This is a genomic window from Streptomyces sp. NBC_01296 (assembly GCF_035984415.1).
In the GTDB taxonomy this organism is placed as follows: Bacteria; Actinomycetota; Actinomycetes; order Streptomycetales; family Streptomycetaceae; genus Streptomyces.
Genome location: NZ_CP130720.1, coordinates 6,739,233 through 6,758,957, shown reverse-complemented (window position 1 = coordinate 6,758,957; position 19,725 = coordinate 6,739,233). Strand labels below are relative to the sequence as shown.

The 19,725-nt window shown below is 73.5% G+C and carries 19 protein-coding genes; 4 read left to right on the top strand and 15 right to left on the bottom strand.

All coding sequences use genetic code 11. The features are described 5' to 3' along the window. Window positions 1–13: 13 nt before the first annotated feature. Window positions 14–1,459, bottom strand: coding sequence for an aminotransferase-like domain-containing protein (locus tag OG299_RS30790; protein ID WP_327363226.1), 1,446 nt, complete (start codon window positions 1,457–1,459; stop codon window positions 14–16). On the opposite strand from OG299_RS30790, the gene OG299_RS30785 reads away from it, so the two are divergent. Together OG299_RS30785 and OG299_RS30780 are read left to right on the top strand one after the other, a co-directional pair. Beyond that, window positions 1,458–2,435, top strand: coding sequence for a DMT family transporter (locus tag OG299_RS30785; protein WP_327363225.1), 978 nt, complete (start codon window positions 1,458–1,460; stop codon window positions 2,433–2,435). The two genes, OG299_RS30790 and OG299_RS30785, sit on opposite strands and share 2 nt — an antisense overlap. A 61-nt stretch (window positions 2,436–2,496) precedes the next feature. Next, a complete protein-coding gene (locus OG299_RS30780) occupies window positions 2,497–2,694 on the top strand; it encodes a DUF1918 domain-containing protein (protein WP_266630889.1) in 198 nt (65 codons plus the stop codon). Window positions 2,695–2,724: 30 nt separating this feature from the next. Here OG299_RS30780 and OG299_RS30775 read toward each other — a convergent pair whose 3' ends face one another. Continuing rightward, window positions 2,725–3,981: a glycoside hydrolase family 10-like protein gene (locus OG299_RS30775; protein ID WP_266630887.1), complete on the bottom strand. Its 1,257-nt coding sequence runs from the start codon at window positions 3,979–3,981 to the stop codon at window positions 2,725–2,727. A 153-nt stretch (window positions 3,982–4,134) separates the two neighbouring features. Here OG299_RS30775 and OG299_RS30770 point away from each other — a divergent pair, with 153 nt between their 5' ends. Beyond that, window positions 4,135–5,028 carry a 3-hydroxybutyryl-CoA dehydrogenase gene (locus tag OG299_RS30770; RefSeq protein WP_266630885.1) on the top strand — a complete coding sequence of 298 codons (894 nt, stop codon included), beginning with the start codon at window positions 4,135–4,137 and terminating at the stop codon, window positions 5,026–5,028. Window positions 5,029–5,059: 31 nt separating this feature from the next. Here the strand turns inward: OG299_RS30770 and OG299_RS30765 are convergent, their stop codons facing one another. The 10 genes from OG299_RS30765 to infC form a co-directional block, all read right to left on the bottom strand. Continuing rightward, window positions 5,060–5,590, bottom strand: coding sequence for an NUDIX hydrolase (locus OG299_RS30765; RefSeq protein ID WP_266630883.1), 531 nt, complete (start codon window positions 5,588–5,590; stop codon window positions 5,060–5,062). A gap of 53 nt (window positions 5,591–5,643) precedes the next feature. Further along, on the bottom strand, window positions 5,644–6,984 hold the full coding sequence (locus OG299_RS30760) for an NsdA family TPR-like regulatory protein (RefSeq protein WP_327363224.1): 1,341 nt from the start codon (window positions 6,982–6,984) through the stop codon (window positions 5,644–5,646). 342 nt (window positions 6,985–7,326) lie between these two features. Then, window positions 7,327–8,352: a PP2C family protein-serine/threonine phosphatase gene (locus OG299_RS30755; protein ID WP_327363223.1), complete on the bottom strand. Its 1,026-nt coding sequence runs from the start codon at window positions 8,350–8,352 to the stop codon at window positions 7,327–7,329. Between the two features lie 159 nt (window positions 8,353–8,511). Next, window positions 8,512–11,040: a phenylalanine--tRNA ligase subunit beta gene (gene pheT, locus OG299_RS30750; RefSeq protein WP_327363222.1), complete on the bottom strand. Its 2,529-nt coding sequence runs from the start codon at window positions 11,038–11,040 to the stop codon at window positions 8,512–8,514. Beyond that, window positions 11,040–12,167 carry a phenylalanine--tRNA ligase subunit alpha gene (gene pheS / locus OG299_RS30745; protein ID WP_266630875.1) on the bottom strand — a complete coding sequence of 376 codons (1,128 nt, stop codon included), beginning with the start codon at window positions 12,165–12,167 and terminating at the stop codon, window positions 11,040–11,042. Before pheS ends, pheT begins: the two co-directional genes overlap by 1 nt. Before the next feature lie 152 nt (window positions 12,168–12,319). Further along, window positions 12,320–13,525 carry a sensor histidine kinase gene (locus tag OG299_RS30740; RefSeq protein ID WP_266630873.1) on the bottom strand — a complete coding sequence of 402 codons (1,206 nt, stop codon included), beginning with the start codon at window positions 13,523–13,525 and terminating at the stop codon, window positions 12,320–12,322. Between the two features lie 56 nt (window positions 13,526–13,581). Then, on the bottom strand, window positions 13,582–14,442 hold the full coding sequence (locus OG299_RS30735) for a TrmH family RNA methyltransferase (RefSeq protein ID WP_266630871.1): 861 nt from the start codon (window positions 14,440–14,442) through the stop codon (window positions 13,582–13,584). Window positions 14,443–14,569: 127 nt separating this feature from the next. Then, on the bottom strand, window positions 14,570–14,956 hold the full coding sequence (rplT, locus tag OG299_RS30730; protein ID WP_007263143.1) for a 50S ribosomal protein L20: 387 nt from the start codon (window positions 14,954–14,956) through the stop codon (window positions 14,570–14,572). A 104-nt stretch (window positions 14,957–15,060) separates the two neighbouring features. Further along, complete coding sequence (gene rpmI / locus OG299_RS30725; RefSeq protein ID WP_030157249.1) at window positions 15,061–15,255, bottom strand: 50S ribosomal protein L35; 195 nt, start codon at window positions 15,253–15,255, stop codon at window positions 15,061–15,063. A 105-nt stretch (window positions 15,256–15,360) separates the two neighbouring features. Next, complete coding sequence (gene infC, locus OG299_RS30720) at window positions 15,361–16,077, bottom strand: translation initiation factor IF-3 (protein WP_327363221.1); 717 nt, start codon at window positions 16,075–16,077, stop codon at window positions 15,361–15,363. 400 nt (window positions 16,078–16,477) lie between these two features. On the opposite strand from infC, the gene OG299_RS30715 reads away from it, so the two are divergent. Next, on the top strand, window positions 16,478–16,864 hold the full coding sequence (locus OG299_RS30715; RefSeq protein WP_266630867.1) for a DUF1844 domain-containing protein: 387 nt from the start codon (window positions 16,478–16,480) through the stop codon (window positions 16,862–16,864). 61 nt (window positions 16,865–16,925) lie between these two features. Here the strand turns inward: OG299_RS30715 and OG299_RS30710 are convergent, their stop codons facing one another. From OG299_RS30710 to OG299_RS30700, 3 genes are read right to left on the bottom strand one after another with little or no spacing between them, the layout of a single operon-like run. Beyond that, complete coding sequence (locus tag OG299_RS30710) at window positions 16,926–17,666, bottom strand: SseB family protein (protein ID WP_266630865.1); 741 nt, start codon at window positions 17,664–17,666, stop codon at window positions 16,926–16,928. Window positions 17,667–17,668: 2 nt separating this feature from the next. After that, window positions 17,669–18,853 (bottom strand): type VII secretion-associated serine protease mycosin, encoded by a 1,185-nt coding sequence (gene mycP, locus OG299_RS30705; protein WP_327363220.1) that lies wholly within the window; start codon window positions 18,851–18,853, stop codon window positions 17,669–17,671. Continuing rightward, complete coding sequence (locus OG299_RS30700) at window positions 18,850–19,626, bottom strand: hypothetical protein (RefSeq protein WP_266630861.1); 777 nt, start codon at window positions 19,624–19,626, stop codon at window positions 18,850–18,852. The genes mycP and OG299_RS30700 overlap by 4 nt, the downstream gene beginning before the upstream one ends. Between the last annotated feature and the right edge of the window lie 99 nt (window positions 19,627–19,725).

The window sequence follows — 19,725 nt, the reverse complement described above, 5'->3', positions numbered from 1 at the left end:
ATGCCGCACGGGGTCAAGCGCCTGGACCGATGGCGTTGCCGGCCCCGCTGCGCAGCCGGCGGACGGCCTCGTTCAGCTCGCCCGCGCCGGACACCCCGGCGAAGCTGAGCCGTACGTACGGACCGGGCGGCTCGGCACAGAAGTACGGGCGGCCCGCGGCGACCGCGACCCCGGCGCGCAGGGCCGCCGCCGCGAAGGCCGTGTCGTCGCCGCCCTCGGCCATCCTCGCCCACAACTGGTATCCGCCCTTGGGCAGATGGGACAGGGTGAGTCCCGGCAGCTCCCGGCGCAGCGCGCCCGCGAGGACGTCCCGCCGGTGGCGCAGCTCGGCGGCGACGGCCCGCAGGTGGCGGGGCCAGGCGGGCGCGCCGACCAGCTCCAGGGCGGCCTCCTGCAGCGGCCGGGACACGAAGAAGCTGTCCACGATCTGGATGGCCCGCAGCCGGTCCAGCACCGGACCGCGGGCGGCGAGCGCGCCCACCCGCAGGCTGGGCGAGGTGGCCTTGGTCAGGGAACGGACGTGCACGACCACCCCGTCGTGGTCCTCGGCGGCCAGCGTCGGGGGCAGCGGACCGGCGTCGTCGTGGCCGAGGGCCCGGGCGTAGTCGTCCTCCACGACGAAGGCCCCGGCGGCCCGGGCGATCCGCAGCACCTCGGCCCGCCGCGCGGGGGCCAGCACCGCACCGGTCGGGTTCTGGAACAGCGGCTGGCAGACGAACACCCGCGCCCCGGTCGCTTCGAAGGCGGCGGCCAGCAGCTCCGGCCGGACCCCCTCGCCGTCCACCGGGACGGGCACCGGCCGGCATCCGGAGGCGCGGGCGATGGCCAGCAGCCCGGGGTAGGTCGGGGATTCCACCAGGACGGGCGCCCCGGGCGGCGCCAGCGCCCGCAGGGCGGTGGTCAGCGCACTCTGCCCGGCCGCGGTGACCAGTACGTCGGCAGCCGCGACGGCTCCGCCGATCTCCCGGGCGAACCAGTCGCGCAGCTCGGGCAGCCCCTCCATGGGCGGCCGCTCCCAGGCCCCGGGGCGCCGCCCGGCGCGGGCGAGCGCGGCGGCCATGGCCCGCTCGGGCTGGATGGAGGGGTGCAGGTAGCCGCTGTTGAGCCCGATCACGCCGGACGGCGGTGCGGCCAGACAGGCCAGCACCCCGGAGGCGTCCACCGAGCGCGGCACGATCTCGCCGTCGCCCTCCGCGCTGAGGGCGACCTCCTGCCAGGAGGTGTCCCCGGGCGCGGGCTCCGCCGTCCGGGGCCGGGCGCGGAACACCCCGGCGCCGGGCCGGGTGACGACCAGCCCCTCGGCGGCCAGCTGCGCGAGGGCGCGGGAGACGGTGACGGGGCTGACCCGGAAGCGCTCCACCAGGGCTCGACTCGAGGGGAGCTTTCCACCCACCGAGTAGCGGTTGAGTTCCGATCGCAGGGATTCTGCCAGTTCGGCCACACTGCTACGCTCGTACATGACAGCAAAGAATAGCGCTACTCTCCCCATGTCGATAGCGGTTGAGCGCCCGGTCCGCCGGTTCGGTCGGGGCGGCAAGGGTGTCCGGGGCGGCCGCGGCACCGGCCCGGGCGCTCCTGCCCGCCGGGCCACCGGAGGCACCGCGCTCGCCGCGCTCGGCGTCGTGGCCTTCTCGCTGACCTTCCCCGCCACCGCCTGGGGCCTGGAGAGCTTCGGCCCCTGGTCCTTCGTCGCCGTGCGCTCCGTGCTCGCGGCCCTGATCGCGGGCGCCTTCCTGGTGGCCGGCCGCGTACCGCTGCCCGCCCGCGAGCACCGGGCCGGCCTCGCCGTCGTCGCCGCCGGGGTGGTCGTCGGCTTCCCGCTGCTCACCACGCTGGCACTGACCACCTCCACCACCTCGCACGCCGCCGTCGTGGTCGGCCTGCTGCCGCTCACCACGGCCGCGCTGTCCGCGCTGCGCACCGGCGCCCGCCCCTCGCGCCGGTTCTGGACGGCGGCCGTCGCCGGAGCCGCCGTCGTGCTCGGCTTCACCCTGACCCAGAGCGGCGGCGCCCTCTCGGCCGGCGACGGCTACCTCTTCGGGTCCCTGCTGGTCTGTGCGGCCGGATACACCGAGGGCGGGCGCCTCGCCCGCGTCATGCCCGGCTGGCAGGTCATCGGCTGGGCGCTGGTGCTGTGCCTGCCGCTCGGCCTGGCCGGCTCCGCGCTGGGGCTCGCGTACGAGCCGGTGCACCTGAGCGGCCACGGGCTGGCCGGCCTGCTGTGGGCGGCCGCCGGCTCCACCTTCCTCGGCCTGTACGTCTGGTACCGCGGCATGGCGGAGATCGGCGCCCCGCGGGCCAGCCAGCTCCAGCTCGCCCAGCCGCTGCTGACCCTGGTCTGGTCGGTGGCGCTGCTGGGCGAGCACCTGTCCCCCGCCGCCCCGGCCGCCGCCTGCGCGGTTCTGGTCTGCATCGCCGTGACCCAACGGGCTTAAACCGCACATTCCGCCGTAAACTGCTGTCACCGGATCCAGACCGCCTCCGAGGAGGTCAGCAATGCGCGCGACCGAGGGCGACCAGTTGGTGCAGCACGGCAGGATCGTGGGGCAGCACGACAAGGTCGGTGAAATCACTCAGGTACTCGGCGAGAACGGCACCCCTCCCTACCGGGTCCGTTTCCAGGACGGTCACGAGGCAGTCATGTCCCCGGGCCCCGACTGCGTCGTGAAGCACCCGACGGAGCCCACGCACTGATTCGACGCGGCTGACACGGCCGACGCAGCCTCAGCGCGGCGGCACGGCCGTCGGGTAATGGTCGGCAACGACCTTGGCCATCGCTCCATTGGGGTCCGCGACCACCTGCTTCGCCGAGAAGTAGACGTGGCCGCGGACCTCGGGGTATCCACGGGCGAACGTCAGATGCTTCGACAGCTCCGCCGGATCGCGCCACGCGGCGGTGGAGCTGTTGCGGTCGCAGCGGTACAGCGCCTCGCCCACGTACAGCGCCACGTCGGTGCCGGCGACGGTGTCCGCCCACCAGGGCACGATCTTCGCGTAGTCGGCGGTCGGGTGGCCGATCTGCCAGTACGCCTGCGGCACGATGTAGTCGATCCAGCCCTCCCGGACCCACTTGCGGGTGTCCGCGTACAGGTCGTCGTACGTTTCGACGCCGGCCTGCGTGGGCGAACCCAGCGGGTCCCGGTCGCGGTTGCGCCAGACCGCGAAGGGGCTGACGCCGAAGCGCGCCGCCGGGCGGATCGACCGCAGTCGCGCGGACATCTCGCGGACCAGCGTGTCCGTGTTGTCGCGGCGCCAGTCCGCGCGGGTGGCGAAGGCGCCGCCGTGGCGCGCGTACGCGTCGTCGTCGTCGAAGTACTGCCCCTCGGCGGGGTACGGGTAGAAGTAGTCGTCCCAGTGCACCCCGTCCACCGCGTAGCGCGAGACGGCGTCGAGCATGGCCTCCTGCACGAAGGCGCGCACCTCCGGCAGGCCGGGGTTGTAGTACAGCTTCCCGTTGTACGGGACCGTCCAGCCGGGGTTGCGCCGGGCCGGATGGTCCTCGGCCAGGCGGTCGGGGTCGGTGTGGTTGGCCACCCGGTACGGGTTGAACCAGGCGTGCAGTTCCAGCCCCCGGGCATGGGCTTCGGCGACCGCGGTACCGAGCGGGTCCCAGCCGGGGTCCTCGCCCTGCTCCCCGGTCAGCCACTGCGACCAGGGCTCCCGGGCGGCGGGCCACATGGCGTCGGCGGCCGGGCGGACCTGGAGGATCACCGCGTTCAGGCGGCGGGCGACGGCGGTGTCGAGGAGGCCGGTCAGCTCGTCCTTCTGCTCCTCGGCGTCCAGCCCGCTCTCGGAGGGCCAGTCGACGTTCTCCACAGAGGCGATCCACATCGCGCGGAACTCGGCGGCCGCCCCCCTCCGCCCGCCGCGCCCCCGCGCCGCCCGGGCCGCGTGCGCCGGGCCCGCCCCGCCCGTCGCACCCGCCGCGGCCAGCAGCCCGGCGGCCCCCGCCAGCAGCCCCCGCCGTCCGATGTACGCCATGTGACGACTCCGTTCCGTTGCGTGACATTGCCCTGCGTCTGACAGCATGCCCGCCCCGGCGCCCCGGCACGGTCAAGGTCGGGGGTAACGTCGTGGGGCGTGGCGGGCGCCGGAAGCAGTTACCACTGCGAAGCACGGGGGACCCGCCGACGGATGAGCAGCGAAAGGCACGAAGTGACTGACCTCCCTTCCGACATCACTCGAGTCGGCGTAGTGGGCTGTGGCCAGATGGGCGCGGGCATCGCCGAGGTGTGCGCGCGCAGCGGCCTCGAGGTGAAGGTCGCCGAGACCACCGGCGAGGCCCTGGAGATCGGGCGCACCCGGCTGCACAACTCCCTGACCAAGGCCGCCGAACGCGGCAAGATCAGCGAGGAGGAGCGGGACGCCACCCTGGCCCGCCTCACCTTCACCACCGATCTCGGCGAGTTCGCCGACCGCGACCTCGTCATCGAGGCCGTCGTCGAGAACGAGCAGGTCAAGACGGAGATCTTCCAGGTCCTCGACCAGGTGATCACCAACCCGGACGCGATCCTCGCCTCCAACACCTCCTCGATCCCGCTGGTCAAGCTGGCCGTCACGACCTCCCGGCCGGACCGGGTCATCGGCATCCACTTCTTCAACCCGGCCCCGGTGCAGCAGCTCGTCGAGCTGATCCCGGCGCTGACCACGAGCGAGGAGACCATCAAGCGGGCCGAGGCCCTGGTGGGGAAGGTCCTGGGCAAGCACGCGATCCGCGCCCAGGACCGGTCCGGCTTCGTCGTCAACGCGCTCCTGGTCCCGTACCTGCTGTCGGCCATCCGGATGTTCGAGTCCGGCATCGCGAGCCGCGAGGACATCGACAACGGCATGGAGCTGGGCTGCGCCCACCCGATGGGCCCGCTCAAGCTCTCCGACCTGATCGGCCTGGACACGATCGCCTCGATCGCCGACTCGATGTACGCGGAGTACAAGGAGCCGCTGTACGCCGCTCCCCCGCTGCTCCAGCGGATGGTCGACGCCGGCCGCCTCGGCCGCAAGACGGGCTCGGGCTTCTACCCGTACGGCTGACCCCCGCGGCCTGCGACCCGCGGCCCCCGACCTAGCCGAGCCGCAGATGGTGCAGGAGCAGCAGCCCGGCCGCCATGTTGGCGGCCGGGATCTCGCCGCGCGCGATCATGTCCGGCACCAGCTTGAGCGGCACCCACTCGCGGCGCGAGGACTCGAAATCGTCCTCGGGGTGCCCGATGTACGTCGCGCCGTCCGCCCAGTAGAGGTGGTGGCGGGCGTCGGTCAGCCCGTTGGCCGGCTCGACGGTCATCAGGTGGTGGAGGGGCCCCGGCCGCCAGCCCGACTCCTCCTCCATCTCCCGGGCCGCGGCGGCCGCGATGTCCTCGCCGTCCTCGACCACGCCCGCGGGCAGTTCCCAGCCCCAGCTGTCGGTGATGAACCGGTGCCGCCACAGCAGCAGCACCTCGTTGGCCTCGTTGACGGCCGTGGCGACGGCGACCGGCCGCAGCCGGATCACGAAGTGGTCCAGGTGCCGGCCGTCGGGAAGTTCCACATCGGCGAGGTTCACGTCGAACCAGCGGTTCGTGTACACGGTCTGCTCACTCAGGTTCGTCCACTGCACGGTTGTGCCACCTTCCGTTCGAGTAGGTGGCAACATGGCAGCAGTTCGCGCCGTCACAGGGGAACGCGCAGCGCCCCGTCGATGAGCTGCGCGGTCTCCTCCGCGCCGGAACATCCGCTGGTCAGCAGCTGTTCGCGGACCGCCCGCAGCCGGTCCCGCAGCCGGAGCGACTCCATCCCCTTGGCCCGCTCCGCCATCTCGGCGGCGGCCGCCACCGCCCGGTCCGCCTCGCCCTGGCGCAGCTGGATCTCGCACAGCATCGCCAGCCGGTGGACCCGCCCCCGGTCGTGCGCGGGCGTCCCGACGGCCGCGGTCGCCTGCTCGTGGGCGGCATCGAGATCGCCGAGGCTGAGCAGCGCCTCGGCCACCTGTACGTTGACCAGCCCGGGCTGTACGTACCCGGTCTCGTCGGGCTCCGTACCGGGCCGGATCCGCTCGGCGGCCGCCTCGGCCTGCCGGATGCAGCCCAATGCGGCGGCGGTGTCGCCGAGTTGGGCGTACGCCTTGGCCTGCATGGCGTACAGGTCGGCGGTCAAGGCCGGGGTGGTGTGCCGGCCTGCGGCCCGCAGCGCGGCCTCGGCGAAGGCGACGGCCTGGCGGTACTCCCGCAGGTGCAGCGACTGGTTGACGATCAGCGCGATGACGTAGGCGCCGAGCCCCCGGTCCCCGCTCGCCTTCGCGAGCCGCAGCGCCTGGTGGAAGTACCGCTGGGCGAGCCCGTGGGCGTCCGAGTCGTACGCGCAGATCCCGGCCACCGCCACCAGGGACCCGGTGGCCCGGTGCAGCTGGCGGCCGAGGCCGTCGGGGTAGCTCCCGCGCAGCATGGGCGCGGTCTCGCTGCCGAGGAAGCGGACGATCCGGGCCCGGGTGACCACGCCGCCGGCCCGGCGGTACATCAGCTCGTAGTGCGCGCGGGCGGCCCGCAGGATCTCGATGTGCTCCGGCCCGATCCGGTTCGGCCCGTCGCGGGAGACGTCGGCGTCCTCGGGCGGGTTCTCCCACTCCCAGACCGGGATCACGGCGGGCGTTCCGGTGACGGCCTCGGCGGTGAGCAGCTGGAACCGGCCCTGCTCGTCGGAACGCCACAGGGCGGCGGCCCGGTCGACGAAGCCGCTGAGCGGGGAGCCGTGCGCGGACACGGGCTGGCCCGGCACCCCGAACCCGACGTCGTCCAGCGACACCGGGCGCCGGAGCCGGCCGCCGAGCACTTCGCAGATCAGGTCGGGCACCTGGCCGCGCGGCCGCTGCCCCCTCAACCACCGGGTGACCGCGGTGTGTTCGTAGCGCAGGGCCAGTCCGCGGGACCGGCCTGCCTGGTTCACGTGTGCTGCGAGTCCGGCGTGGGACATCCCCGCCTCGGCGAGGAGGGCGTCGAGCAGGGCATTGGGCTGCATGGGCCCCTCCAAGGGCTCTTCGGTCTCAGGCTAGTGGGTGCGCGGTTCACACGGGGTGCGAACCTAGTACGCGCATAAATGCGATACGCACCCTGCCGCAAGGAGCCCTGGGAGCGGTTCACTTAAGAGCCTCGCCAAAGAGGCAGCCCGGGTCGTCGGCTCCCCCTCGTACAGTGCGACGACCCGCACCGCGCCGCCCGCCCTGCTGTCTGCCCGACACTCCATGGCAGGCGGGCGGCGCGCTCCGGCTCCGCCGGCGCCCGGTTGGTCGCCGGGCCCGGCAGGAGCCGCGGAACGCGCGCCGGGCCCTCCCACCGGGCCCGGTGTGCGGTCCCTTCCGGCTCAGGGGTTGCGGTCGCTGCGGTCGCTGCGCAGCACCAGCAGGGCGACGTCGTCGGCGACTTGGCCGCCGGTGTGGCGAAGCAGTGCGGCGTGCACGCCCGCGACCAGCCGCGCGGGCGTGTCCGCAGGATGCTCCGCGAGCACGCTGCGCAGGGGGAAGAAGCGACCGTCGCGGTCGCGGGCGTCTTCGGCTCCGTCGGTGTGCAGGAACAGGACGTCGCCGGGCCACAGTTGTCCGCAGTCGTCTCCGACCAGCCCGTCGGGCACGGGCACCACTCCGAGGGGCGGCAACGTCTCACCCCCGTCGAGGGTCCGCACGTCCAAGCCCCGCTGCGCGAAGCCTTTCCCCACCCCGCCCCTTCCCGAACCGGGGCTCCGCCCCAGACCCCGCGCCTCGAACACCGCCCCGCAGGGTTCAAGCGGCTGCGGCTCGCGGAGGAGGTACGGCCACGGGTGGCCGCAGTTCAGGGCCAGCACGGACCCGTCCTGCCCGATCTGGAGCAGCAGCACCGTCACGAACTCCTCCGACGGTCCGTCCGCGTCCCGGACGTGCCGGGCCAGGGCCCGCTCCATGCGGATCAGCACCCCGCCCAGCGCGGGTTCGTCGTACGCCGCCTCCCGAAAGGCGCCGAGCACCGCCGCCGCCGCGCCGAGCGCCGGCAGCCCGTGTCCCCGTACGTCCCCGATCACCACCCGGACCCCGTACCCGGTCGGCACGGCCTCGTACAGGTCGCCGCCCACCGCGGCGCCCCGGCTCGCCGACAGCTGCGCCGCAGCCAGCGCCAGGCCCTCGATCCGCCCTGGCAGCGGCCGCAGCAGGGCCCGCTGCGCCGCGCCGGCGATCTCCTGTGAGCGGCGCAGCTCGGCCATCAACCCGCGCCGGACGTGCAGTGCACACCCGGTGGCCAGTAACAGGAACGCCGCGCAGCTGGCCAGGCTCGCCCCGAGCCGCCCGGGGGTGGACAGCTCCCAGGACACCGCGGCGCCGCCCCATGCGAGGATGCACACCCGACGGACCTGGGGCATCTCCCCGCACGTGATCATCGTTCCGGCCTCCCCTCGGCCGCATCGATTCTGTCGACCCGCCGCAGCAATGGACACGGGCCACCTGCGTTCTCACCCAAATGAGTGAGGGGCGTATCCGGTGGTCCGGATACGCCCCTCAGGCATCACGCCGCACAGCGGTTACGCCCCGCGCAGCACCGCGCCCGTGCGCTGGCCGGCCAGCGCCACCGCCGCGTCGCGCGCGGCCGTGGACTCCTCGGCCGTCAGCGTGCGGTCGGCCGCGCGGAAGCGCAGCGCGTACGCCAGGGACTTCTTGCCCTCGCCGACCTGCTCACCGGTGAACACGTCGAACAGCCGCAGGGACTCCAGCAGTTCGCCGGCGCCCTTGCGCAGCGCGGTCTCGACGTCGGCCGCCGGGACCGATGCGTCGACGATCAGCGCGACGTCCTGGGTCGCCACCGGGAAGGTGGAGATCCGGGGCGCCTGCACGGCGCCGCCGCCGGCCGCCGCGAGGCGGTCCAGGTCGAGCTCCATGGCGCTGGTGCGGGCCGGCAGGCCCATGGCCTTGACGACGCGCGGGTGCAGCTCACCGGCGTGGCCGATGACCGTCTCCACCCCGTCCAGGGTGACGATCAGTTCGGCGCACCGCCCCGGGTGCCACGGCCCGTACTGGCCCTGGCGCACGACGAGCTCCACGCCGGCCTCGACGGCCAGCGAGCGCGCGGCCTGGACCGCGTCCGCCCAGTCGGCCGGGTGACCCTTGCCCCACCAGCCGGCCTGCTCGCGCGCACCGGCCAGCACGACCGCGGCGTACCGCGGCTGGGCCGGCAGGGCGGCGTTCAGCGTGGCGATCTCCTCGGCCGTGGGACGCCGGTCGACGGGCAGTCGTACGGCGACGCCCGGCCGCGGGCCGGCCCGGAAGACCGAGCCCGTCTCGAAGAGGGCGAGGTCGTGGCTGCCCCGGCTGTCGTTGCGGCGCAGCGCACCCAGCAGGCCCGGCAGCAGCGTGGTGCGCAGCGCCGGCTCCTCGTCGGAGATCGGGTTGACCAGCTTGACGACCTGGCGGGCGGCGTCGTGCGCGGGCAGCTGGAGCTGGTCGAAGACGCCCTCGCCCACGAACGGGTAGCTGAGCGCCTCGACGTAGCCGGCGCCGGCCAGCGCACGGCCGACCCGGCGGTGCAGCTGCTGCCGGGCGGTCAGACCGCGGCCGGAGGGCAGCTGCGGCAGGGTCGACGGGAGGTTCCCGTAGCCCTCGAGCCGGATGACCTCTTCGGCGAGGTCGTTGGGCTCGGCGAGGTCGGGGCGCCACGACGGGACGGTGACGACGAGCTCGTCCTGGCCGTAGACGTCGCAGCCGACCTCCTGGAGGCGGCGGACGACGGTCTCGCGGCCGTAGTCCATGCCCGCGACCCGGTCCGGGTGGTCCGCGCGCATCGCGATGGTGCGCGGGGCGCCCGGGGCGGTGAGCTCGGTGACGCCGGCCTCGGCGGTGCCGCCCGCGAGCAGCACGAGCAGGTCGACGGTCCGCTGCGCGGCCGCGGAGGCCGCCTGCGGGTCGACGCCGCGCTCGAAGCGCTTGGAGGCCTCGGAGGCGAGCTTGTGGCGGCGGGCGCTGCGCGAGATCGTCAGGGCGTCGAAGTGCGCGGCCTCGATGACGACGTCCGTGGTGCCCGAGACCGCGCCGGTCTCGGGGTCGGTCACGGAGTCGGCGATCTCGGTGTTGGCCCCGCCCATGACGCCGGCGAGGCCGATCGGCCCGCTGTTGTCGGTGATCACCAGGTCCTCGGAGTCCAGCGTGCGCTTGACCCCGTCGAGGGTGGTGAACTTCTCGCCCTGCTCCGCCCGGCGCACGCCGATGGCGCCGTCCAGACGGGAGCGGTCGTAGGCGTGCAGCGGCTGGCCGAGCTCGAGCATCACGTAGTTGGTGACGTCGACGGCGAGCGAGATCGGGCGCATGCCGGCCTTCTGCAGGCGCCGCGTGAGCCAGATCGGGGACTTCGCCTCGGGGTCGAGGCCGGTCACCGTACGGGCGGTGAAGCGGTCGCAGCCGGCCGGGTCGTCGATCTTGACCAGGTAGCCGTACGAGTTCGGCGCGGGCACGTCGAGCAGCGCCGGGTCGCGCAGCGGCAGGCCGAACGCGGTGGCCGTCTCGCGGGCCACGCCGCGCATCGACAGGCAGTAGCCGCGGTCCGGGGTGACGGCGATGTCGAGGACCTCGTCGACGAGCTGCAGGAGCTCGATCGCGTCGGCGGCGACCTCGTGCTCCGGGGGGAGCACGATGATGCCGTGGGTGCCGTCGTCGCCCATGCCCAGCTCGTCGCCGGAGCAGATCATGCCGTGCGAGGTGCGGCCGTACGTCTTGCGCGAGGCGATCGCGAAGTCGCCGGGCAGGACGGCGCCGGGCAGGACCACGACGACCTTGTCGCCGACGGAGAAGTTCCGGGCGCCGCAGACGATCTCCTGCGGCTCGCCGGTGCCGTTGGCCCGGCCGACGTCGACCGTGCAGAAACGGATCGGCTTGCGGAAGCCCTCGAGCTCCTCGATGGTCAGCACCTGGCCGACGACGAGGGGGCCCTTGAGGCCGGCGCCGAGCTGCTCGACCCTCTCGACCTCGAGGCCGGCGTCTACGAGCTTGGCCTGTACGTCACGACCGGTCGTGCCCACGGGCAGGTCGACGTACTCCCGCAGCCAAGAAAGCGGGACCCGCATCAGATCTCCATCCCGAACGGCCGGGTGAACCGGACGTCACCCTCGACCATGTCTCGCATGTCTTCGACGTTGTGGCGGAACATCAGCATCCGCTCGATGCCGAACCCGAAGGCGAACCCGCTGTACTTCTCGGGGTCCACACCGCAGGCGATGAGCACCTTGGGGTTGACCATTCCGCAGCCGCCGAGCTCGATCCAGCCCTCGCTGGAGCAGGTGCGGCACGGGCGGTCGGGGTTGCCCACCGACTCGCCGCGGCACACGTAGCACTGCATGTCCATCTCGGCGGACGGCTCGGTGAACGGGAAGAAGTTCGGGCGCAGCCGGGTGGTCATGTCCTTGCCGAAGAGCGCCTGGACCATGTGGTCCAGGGTGCCCTTGAGGTCGGCCATGGTCAGGCCCTCGTCGACGGCGAGCAGCTCGACCTGGTGGAAGACCGGGGTGTGCGTCGCGTCGAGCTCGTCGGTGCGGAACACCCGGCCCGGGCACACCACGTACACGGGCGGTTCCCGGTCGAGCAGCGAGCGCGCCTGCACCGGGGAGGTGTGGGTGCGCAGCACGACGCCGGACTCGTCGCCCTCGGTGCCCTCGGGCCCCTGGACGAAGAAGGTGTCCTGCATCTGGCGCGCCGGGTGGTCGGGCGTGAAGTTGAGGGCGTCGAAGTTGAACCACTCCGCCTCGACCTCGGGGCCCTCGGCCACCTCGTAGCCCATGGCCGTGAAGACGTCCGCGATACGGTCCATCAGCGTGGTCAGGGGGTGTCGGGCGCCGGCCGGGACGCGGTCGTAGGGCAGCGTGACGTCCACCGCCTCCTCGACCAGCACCCGCTCGTCGCGCTCCGCTTCGAGCTCGACCGTGCGGGCCCCGAAGGCCTTGTTCACGGCGCCGCGGGCCTGGCCCACGCGCTTGCCCGCCTCGGCCTTGGCCTGCGGCGGCAGGGCGCCGATCTCGCGGTTGGCGAGCGCCAGGGGCGAGCGGTCGCCCATGTGCGCGGTCTTCGCCTCACGCAGCGCGTCGAGGTCGCCGGCGGTCGCGAAGGCGGCGAGCGCCTCGTCCCGCATGCGCTCGATCTCTTCCGGTTTCAGTGCCTCGACCTCGACAGGGTCGTACGACTTGTTCGGTGCCGACATCTCTTCCCGTACTTCCGATGGCTGGCTGGTGGGTCCCCCGCGCGACGCGCAGGGCGCGCTCGGCACAAGGACACAAAGGTGCCAAAGGACGAGTCTAAAGGTCGCTGGGGGTGAAGGAGCCCGTGGGCCGCCTGGCGAGACGCTCCGCAGGGTTACTGCGTGAGGTAGGCCGGCGCCCCCACGGGCAGGATAAATCGGAACTCGGCGCCGCCGCCGGGGCCGCGGCCGACCGTGATGGTGCCGCCGTGGGCCTCCACGATGCCCTTGACGATGTACAGGCCCAGGCCGGTGCCGCCGCGCTTGCTCCCCCGCCAGAAGCGGGTGAAGACGCGGCCCATCGATTCCTCGGGGATCCCGGGGCCCTCGTCGGTCACGGTGACGGCGGTTCCCTTCTCGGTCTTGCCCGCAGCGTTCGTCATGCTGGTCGGCGATACGTCGATGGTGACCGTTCCCTCGCCGTGCCGCACCGCATTTTCGAGGAGGTTGCCGAGGATCTGGTCGATCTTGTCCGGATCGGCCCACAGATCGGGGAGCGAGCGGCTGACCCGTACGAGGAAGCGGTCGGGTGCCTGGCCGTTCGCGGTGAGCGCCTGGACGTGGCGGCCGACGGCGGTGGCGATGTCCACCGGCTGGCGCCGCACCTCCAGGCGGCCCGAGTCGATGCGGGAGATGTCGAGGAGCTCGGCGATCAGCCGGGTGACGCGGTTGGCGTCGGCGTCGACGGTCTCCAGCATCAGGCGCTTCTGGTCGTCGGTGAACCGCTCCCACTTGGCGAGCAGGGTCGCGGTGAACCCCTTGACGGAGGTCAGCGGCGAGCGAAGCTCGTGCGCGACGGTGGCGATCAGCTCGGCGTGGCTGCGCTCGGTGCGCCGGCGCGCCTCGGTGCCGCGCAGGGTGACGACGAGGCGGCGCAGCGGGCCGGTGGGGTGCGTACGGACGTAGCTGGCGGAGACCAGCACCTCGCGGCCGCCGGGGAGCAGGAGGTTGCGCTCGGGCTGGCCGCGCCGGGTCGCGAGGCCCCCGTACGGGTCGGTCAGCGTCCACCAGCGGCGGCCGTCGAGGTCCTCGAGCGGCAGCGCCCGCTCGATGCGTGCGCCGAGCGCCTCGCCGGGGGCCAGGGCGGTGATCCGGGCGGCGGCGGAGTTGAAGCAGATCACCCGGCCGGCGTGGTCGGCGACGACGAGCCCGTCGGGCAGGTCGTCGGGATCGACCCCGAGCTGGGCGAAGTCGCAGGGGTCGCAGGGTTCGGGTGCGGCGGCTCCGGCGCGGCCCGCGGCCTGCGCGGGCACGGCCGCCAGGGACTGCGTCCCGGACGACGCCGTAACGGCCCCGGGCGAGCTGTTCGTACCGACGGTCATGTCCCCGTACCCCACATCTCCGAGTAGCGCAGTGGGCCCCCCGGGCCGCCACATTACTAGCTGGGGGTCACGGAGCGGCACCCTCCGGGAGCCCGCTGTGCACGCGCGGACGCGTAGAGGCACACCGCGGCGGCCGTCGCGAGGTTCAGGCTCTCGGCCTTTCCGTGGATCGGGACGCGTACGACGGCGTCCGCGAGCGCCCTGGTCTCCTCCGGCAGGCCCCACGCCTCGTTGCCGAAGACCCAGGCCGAGGGGCCGCCCATGGTGCCCGCGTCGAGCTCGGCGTCCAGGTCGTCCTCGCCTGCCCCGTCGGCGGCGAGGATCCGCACGCCGGCCGCCCGGAGCCCTTCGACGGCCTGCTCCACGGGGACGCCGACCGCCACCGGCAGGTGGAAGAGGGAGCCCACGGAGGCCCGTACGGACTTCGGGTTGTACAGGTCCACGGAGGCGTCGGTCAGGACCACCGCGTCCGCTCCTGCGGCGTCCGCGCAGCGCAGCACCGTGCCGGCGTTCCCGGGGTCGCGGACGTGGGCGAGGACGGCGACGAGCTTCGGCTCGGCCTTGAGGATGTCCTCGAACGGCGAGTCGAGGAAGTGGCAGACGCCGACGAGCCCCTGCGGGGTGACGGTCTGCGAGACCTCGGCGAGCACCTCGTCGCAGGCGTAGTGGACGCGGGCGCCGGCGGCCAGCGCGGCATCGATGATCTCGGCGTAGCGCTCGGCGGCCTCGACGGTCGCGAACAGCTCGATCAGGGTCGACGCGCCGCCCGCGCCCCGGTGCTCGACGGCCTCGCGGACGGCCTGCGGGCCCTCGGCGATGAACCGGCGCTCCTTGGTGCGGAAGTTGCGCCGCGCCAGTCGCCTGGCGGCGGCCACCCGCGGGGATCGGGGGGAGATCAGCTCGGCGGGGGTACCCATGGCGGTCGGCTCGCTTCCGTACGTACAGCGGGTGGAACTCAGTCGAACTCGGTGATCAACGCACCGGACCCGCAGGCGCGAGGCCTGCGGGTCCGGGCAATTACTGCAGCCTTGAAGGGCGTACTGCTTAGGCAGCGGCCTTCGGGGCGTTCACGTCGGCCGGAAGCGCCTTCTGCGCAACCTCGACGAGCGCGGCGAAAGCGTTGGCGTCGTTGACGGCCAGCTCCGCGAGGATCTTGCGGTCCACCTCGATGTTGGCGGCCTTCAGACCCTGGATGAGGCGGTTGTACGTCATGCCGTTCTGGCGGGCAGCGGCGTTGATGCGCTGGATCCACAGCTGACGGAAGTCGCCCTTGCGCTTCTTGCGGTCGTTGAAGTTGTAGACCAGCGAGTGGGTGACCTGCTCCTTGGCCTTGCGGTACAGGCGCGAACGCTGACCGCGGTAGCCGGAGGCCGCCTCGAGGATTGCCCGGCGCTTCTTGTGGGCGTTTACTGCCCGCTTGACGCGTGCCACTTTTTAACTCCTTGTAGCGGGGCCGTGGGTGTCTTCACACGGCCCGAATTCGATGGGGTCCCGGTCTTGACGCTCGTCCGCTCCCGGCGCGGGAGCGGAGAACATCACTTGCCGAGAAGCTTCTTGATCTTCGCGGCGTCGCCGGGAGCCATCTCCGCGGTGCCGGTCAGGCGGCGGGTGACACGGGACGACTTGTGCTCGAGCAGGTGGCGCTTACCGGCGCGCTCACGAAGCACCTTGCCGGAGCCGGTGATCTTGAAGCGCTTCTTGGTACCGCTGTGCGTCTTGTTCTTCGGCATAGCGCCGTTATCTCCTCGTCGGTGGCGCCCCCGCCGGTCCGGTTTGAGGACCGGCGTCCGGGAGCGTCATGTTGTGTCGGTGATCCGAGACAGGCTGCCTCGGAATCAGGCCTCGGCCGGTGCCTCGGGAGAGGCATCCTCGGTGACCTCGGCGACCTCGGCAGAGGCGACCTCGGTGCCTTCCTCGACGGGGGCTTCCTCGGAAGGAGCCTCGTCGGCGGCGACACCCTGGCGCTCGGCCTTACGGGCGGCCTGCGCCTCGCGGGCTTCGGCCATCGCCTCGGTCTTCTTCTTGTGCGGACCGAGGACCATGATCATGTTGCGGCCGTCCTGCTTCGGGTTCGACTCGATGAACCCGAGGTCCTCGACGTCCGAAGCGAGACGCTGCAGCAGTCGGTAGCCGAGTTCCGGCCGGGACTGCTCGCGACCACGGAACATGATCGTGATCTTGACCTTGTCGCCCTGCTTGAGGAACCGAACGACATGACCCTTCTTGGTGTCATAGTCGTGCGGGTCGATCTTCGGCCGGAGCTTCATTTCCTTGATGACCGTGTGCGCCTGGTTCTTGCGCGCCTCACGGGCCTTCATGGCCGACTCGTACTTGAACTTGCCGTAGTCCATGAGCTTGCAGACCGGCGGGCGTGCGGACGCCGCGACCTCGACCAGGTCGAGGTCGTACTCCTGCGCCAGCTCAAGCGCCTTGGCAAGCGGCACGATGCCGACCTGCTCGCCGCTGGGACCGACGAGTCGTACCTCGGGAACGCGAATCCGGTCGTTGATGCGGGGCTCGGTGCTGATGGATCCTCCTCGGTAGCACCACACGGCTGCCTGGCAGACAGCCGCTGACGTCTAATGTCGTCAGACCAACCGCGGCGGAGAACGAAAAATGCCCCGCCGGGCACAGGCAGGGGCTCCAAAACAACCGGAGCACCGCCGCATGCGATCGCGGGGCGCAGACTCGGGCAGCTTTCCATCGTCCGTACGGAACGATGGATGCCGCCTGACCGGTGACCCGCCGCCCCGGAGGGTGGTCGGGTGGGAGAGCGGAGCCTCCACTTGTGGGCCGGGGACATGCGTCTCCGGCCGGTCGTCAGCCCAATATAGCATTCCGCGCCGGGTCCGCTCACCCGGAGGCCGCCCCTCCGGTATCCCCCGGGTGTCCGCACGGTGTCCGCCCGGGGCCCGGTCGGCGGGCCGCGCGTCCCGGCTTATCGTGTGAGGCATGACTGACGCGACCCCCGCCCCCGCCACCGAGGCCGACGCCACGCCGGACGCTCCCGACTACGACGCCATGACCCGCGACATCGCGGACGTGCCCGCCGTCGAGGTGATCACGACGGTGGCCGTGCACCTGCTGAGCGCCGCGGCGGTCAACCTGGGCCTGGACAAGCCGGATTCCGAGCACAAGGACCTCGACGAGGCCCGCAAGCTGATCACGGCCCTGGCCGGCCTGGTCACGGCGAGCGCCACCGAGATCAGCTCCTTCCACGCGGCTCCGCTGCGCGACGGCCTGAAGTCGCTGCAGCTCGCCTTCCGCGAGGCCTCGATCGTGCCGGACGAGCCGGGCCAGGGGCCGGGCGAGAAGTTCACGGGCCCGGTCTTCGGCTGAGCCGTCCGAGCGTACGGGGAAGGGCCGGGGCGATGCCCCGGCCCTTCTTGCACGTCTCGGCTCAGCGGGTGAAGAGCGGCTCGCCGGCCGGGGCCGGGGCCTCCTCCGGGAGCAGGGCCAGGTCCAGCCCGCGCACCAGGCGGGCCCGCAGGGTCTCGTCGGCGGCCAGGGCCTCGGCGACCCGGCGGGCCGCGGCGTGCGCCTGCGCACCGGGGGCCAGGACGATCGCCAGGGTGCCGTCGGAGTCCGCCCCGCCCGGGCCCAGGTGGGCGCGGAGTACGGCCTGTTCGGCGGACACGGCGGCCCGTACGGCCTCCCGCACCGCGGGGTCGGCCAGCGGGCCGGCGTCGGTGCGGCCCTCGGCCAGCGCGAGCAGCGCGGAGCCGGTGAGCTGGTAGGTGACGGGGCCGGCCAGGTCCAGGACCACGGTGTCGGCCTTCTCGTGCGCGGCGGCCGCCAGCGCCTGGTGCAGCGGGACGGCCACCGGCCGGGCCGCCGGGTCCCAGAGCGCCAGCGAGGCGATCGAGGTGAACGCGGGCAGCGCCCGCCGGTCCCCCGCCCGCAGGGTCGGGACGGCCATGTCGCTGGTCTTCTCCCGCTTGAGCCCGGTCTCCGGGTCGGTCTCCACCTCGCCGAGCACGGCGACGACCGGAACCAGCAGACGGGCCCCCTTGAGGGCGGCCAGCACCTCCGGCTCCTTCGCCCGGTCCTCGGCCCAGGCGGCCAGGGCCGCGCTCAGCCGGGGGTCGGCGGACCCGTCGTCGTCGGAGAAGCCGGGGTCGGGAATGTTTTTGTTCGCCACAGTTACCCGACCCTATCCCGATCCCGCCGGGCGCCCCGCGGGCGCCGGGCCAGTACGGCGGCCAGGACGAGCAGCGCCAGCCCGGCGGCCGCGGCCGCCGGGGCGCCCAGGCGGGCACCGCGCCCGCCCGCACGGACCGGCTCGGGGCCGGGGCCGAAGTAGGGGTGCCCGGCCGCGACGGGCGCAGGGACCGGCGGCTCGGCGCGCACCGTGTCGGCGACCTGGAGGGCGGCGACGGGGTCGACCAGTCCGTGGCCGCGGGAGTCGTCCCGGCCGCCGGGCGGGGCGTCGGAGGCGGTGTCCTCCAGGAGCTTCTTGATCTGGGCCGGGGACAGGTCCGGGTGCGTGGCCTTCACGAGGGCCACGACGCCGGAGACGAAGGCCGCGGCGGCGCTGGTGCCCCAGCCCTCGTAGTAGGCGCGGTCGGGGTCGGCGATGACGACGTCGACGCCGGGGGCGCTGACGGTGGCGTACCAGTTGCGGGTGGAGAAGGCGGCCTTCTGCCCGCCGCGGTCGACTGCGGCGACGGCGATGACCCCGGGGTAGGCGGCCGGGTAGGAGGCGTGGTCGCCCTGGCGGCCGCCGTTGCCCGCCGAGGCGACGACGACCACGCCCTTGGCGAGGGCGTACTGGACGGCCTCGTCCTCGGCGGCCTCGTGGTGCGCGGAGTCGCTGTCGTCGCCGAGCGAGAGGTTGATCACGCCCGCGCCGTGGTCGGCGGCCCAGCGGATGCCCTCGGCGAGGGCGCCGCCCTTGTTCTCACGGGCCTTGGCCCGGCCGGGGTCGCCCTCTTCGAGGATCACGCGGATCGGGAGGATCTTCGCCTGCGGGGCGATGCCGAGGACGCCTTGGCGGCGGTTGGCGCCGTGGCCGTGCCCGGCGATGATCCCGGCCATGGCGGTGCCGTGCCGGGCCCAGGCGCGGTCGCCGCGGCCGGCGCCCATGCCGATCAGGTCGGTGCCGTCGAGGACCTGGCCGGCCAGGTCGGGATGGGTGGCGTCGACCCCGGTGTCGAGGACGGCGACGGTGACCCCGTTGCCCCGGGTGGTGCCCCAGGCCTCCTCGGCGCGCAGGGCCGTGAGGCCCCACTGGCGGTCGCGGATGGCGTCGGCGGCCGCCGGCGGCGCGCCGGCGCCGACGAGGAGGGCGCCGAGTACGAGGGCGGCGGTGGACCGGGCCCGGTTCACCGGGCGGTGCCGGCGGGGGCGGCAGGCCCGGCGAGGGTGCGTACGGTGCGCTCCATCCGGTCGGCGACGGCCTTGGCCTCGTGGCCGAGGCCGGCCTGGGCGACGGCTCCGGTGGCGTCCTTGCGCATCACGTCCTCGGCCGGGCGGGGGGCGTCCAGCGTGCGGCCGTCGGTGAAGGCGGAGACGGTGTAGACGACGACGGGGGCCCCGGACGGCACGGACGCGGTCCACGCGGCGCGCTGGCTGTCGGCGAAGCCGTAGCCGGGCGGGGCGGGAAGCCGCCCCTTCAGGGCCGCCATCGCCGGGGCGTCGGCGGGGGTGAAGACCATGCCGACGGTGACGAGGGAGCTGCGGGTGGCATCGGTGTACGTGGCGCGCAGGACCCGGGTGCAGCCGGTGGCGGCGAGGGCCGCCTGCCAGTCGGGGGCGAGCGCGGGTCCGCAGTCGGCGTCGGGGGCGAGCGCGACCCGGGTCCACGTACGGTCGGCTCCGCCGGGGCCGCTCTCCGCCCCGTCCAGGACGGGCGGGAAGAGGGTGTCCACGGGGGTCGCGCGCCAGAGCGAGCCGGCCTTGCGGTAGGCGGCGTCGGCGGCCAAGGGCCGGTGGGCGGCGCGCTGTTCGGCCCAGCCGCTGATGCCGGCCCCGCCGACCAGGCCCACACCCAGCAGGGCGCACAGCGCGGCGGCGACGCCCCGCCCGGACCCGCGGCGACCCGGTCCGGATTCGGGCGCGGGCTCGACCAGGACCGCGGTCTGCGGTGTAGACGCACTCATCCGGCGGCTCCGCCCCCCGTTCCGTACGGCTGCCTCCCCGTACTCTACGCGGCCTCATCCCCCCCCTCGGCGGGCCCGGTCCGGGGGCGCCCCTACCGC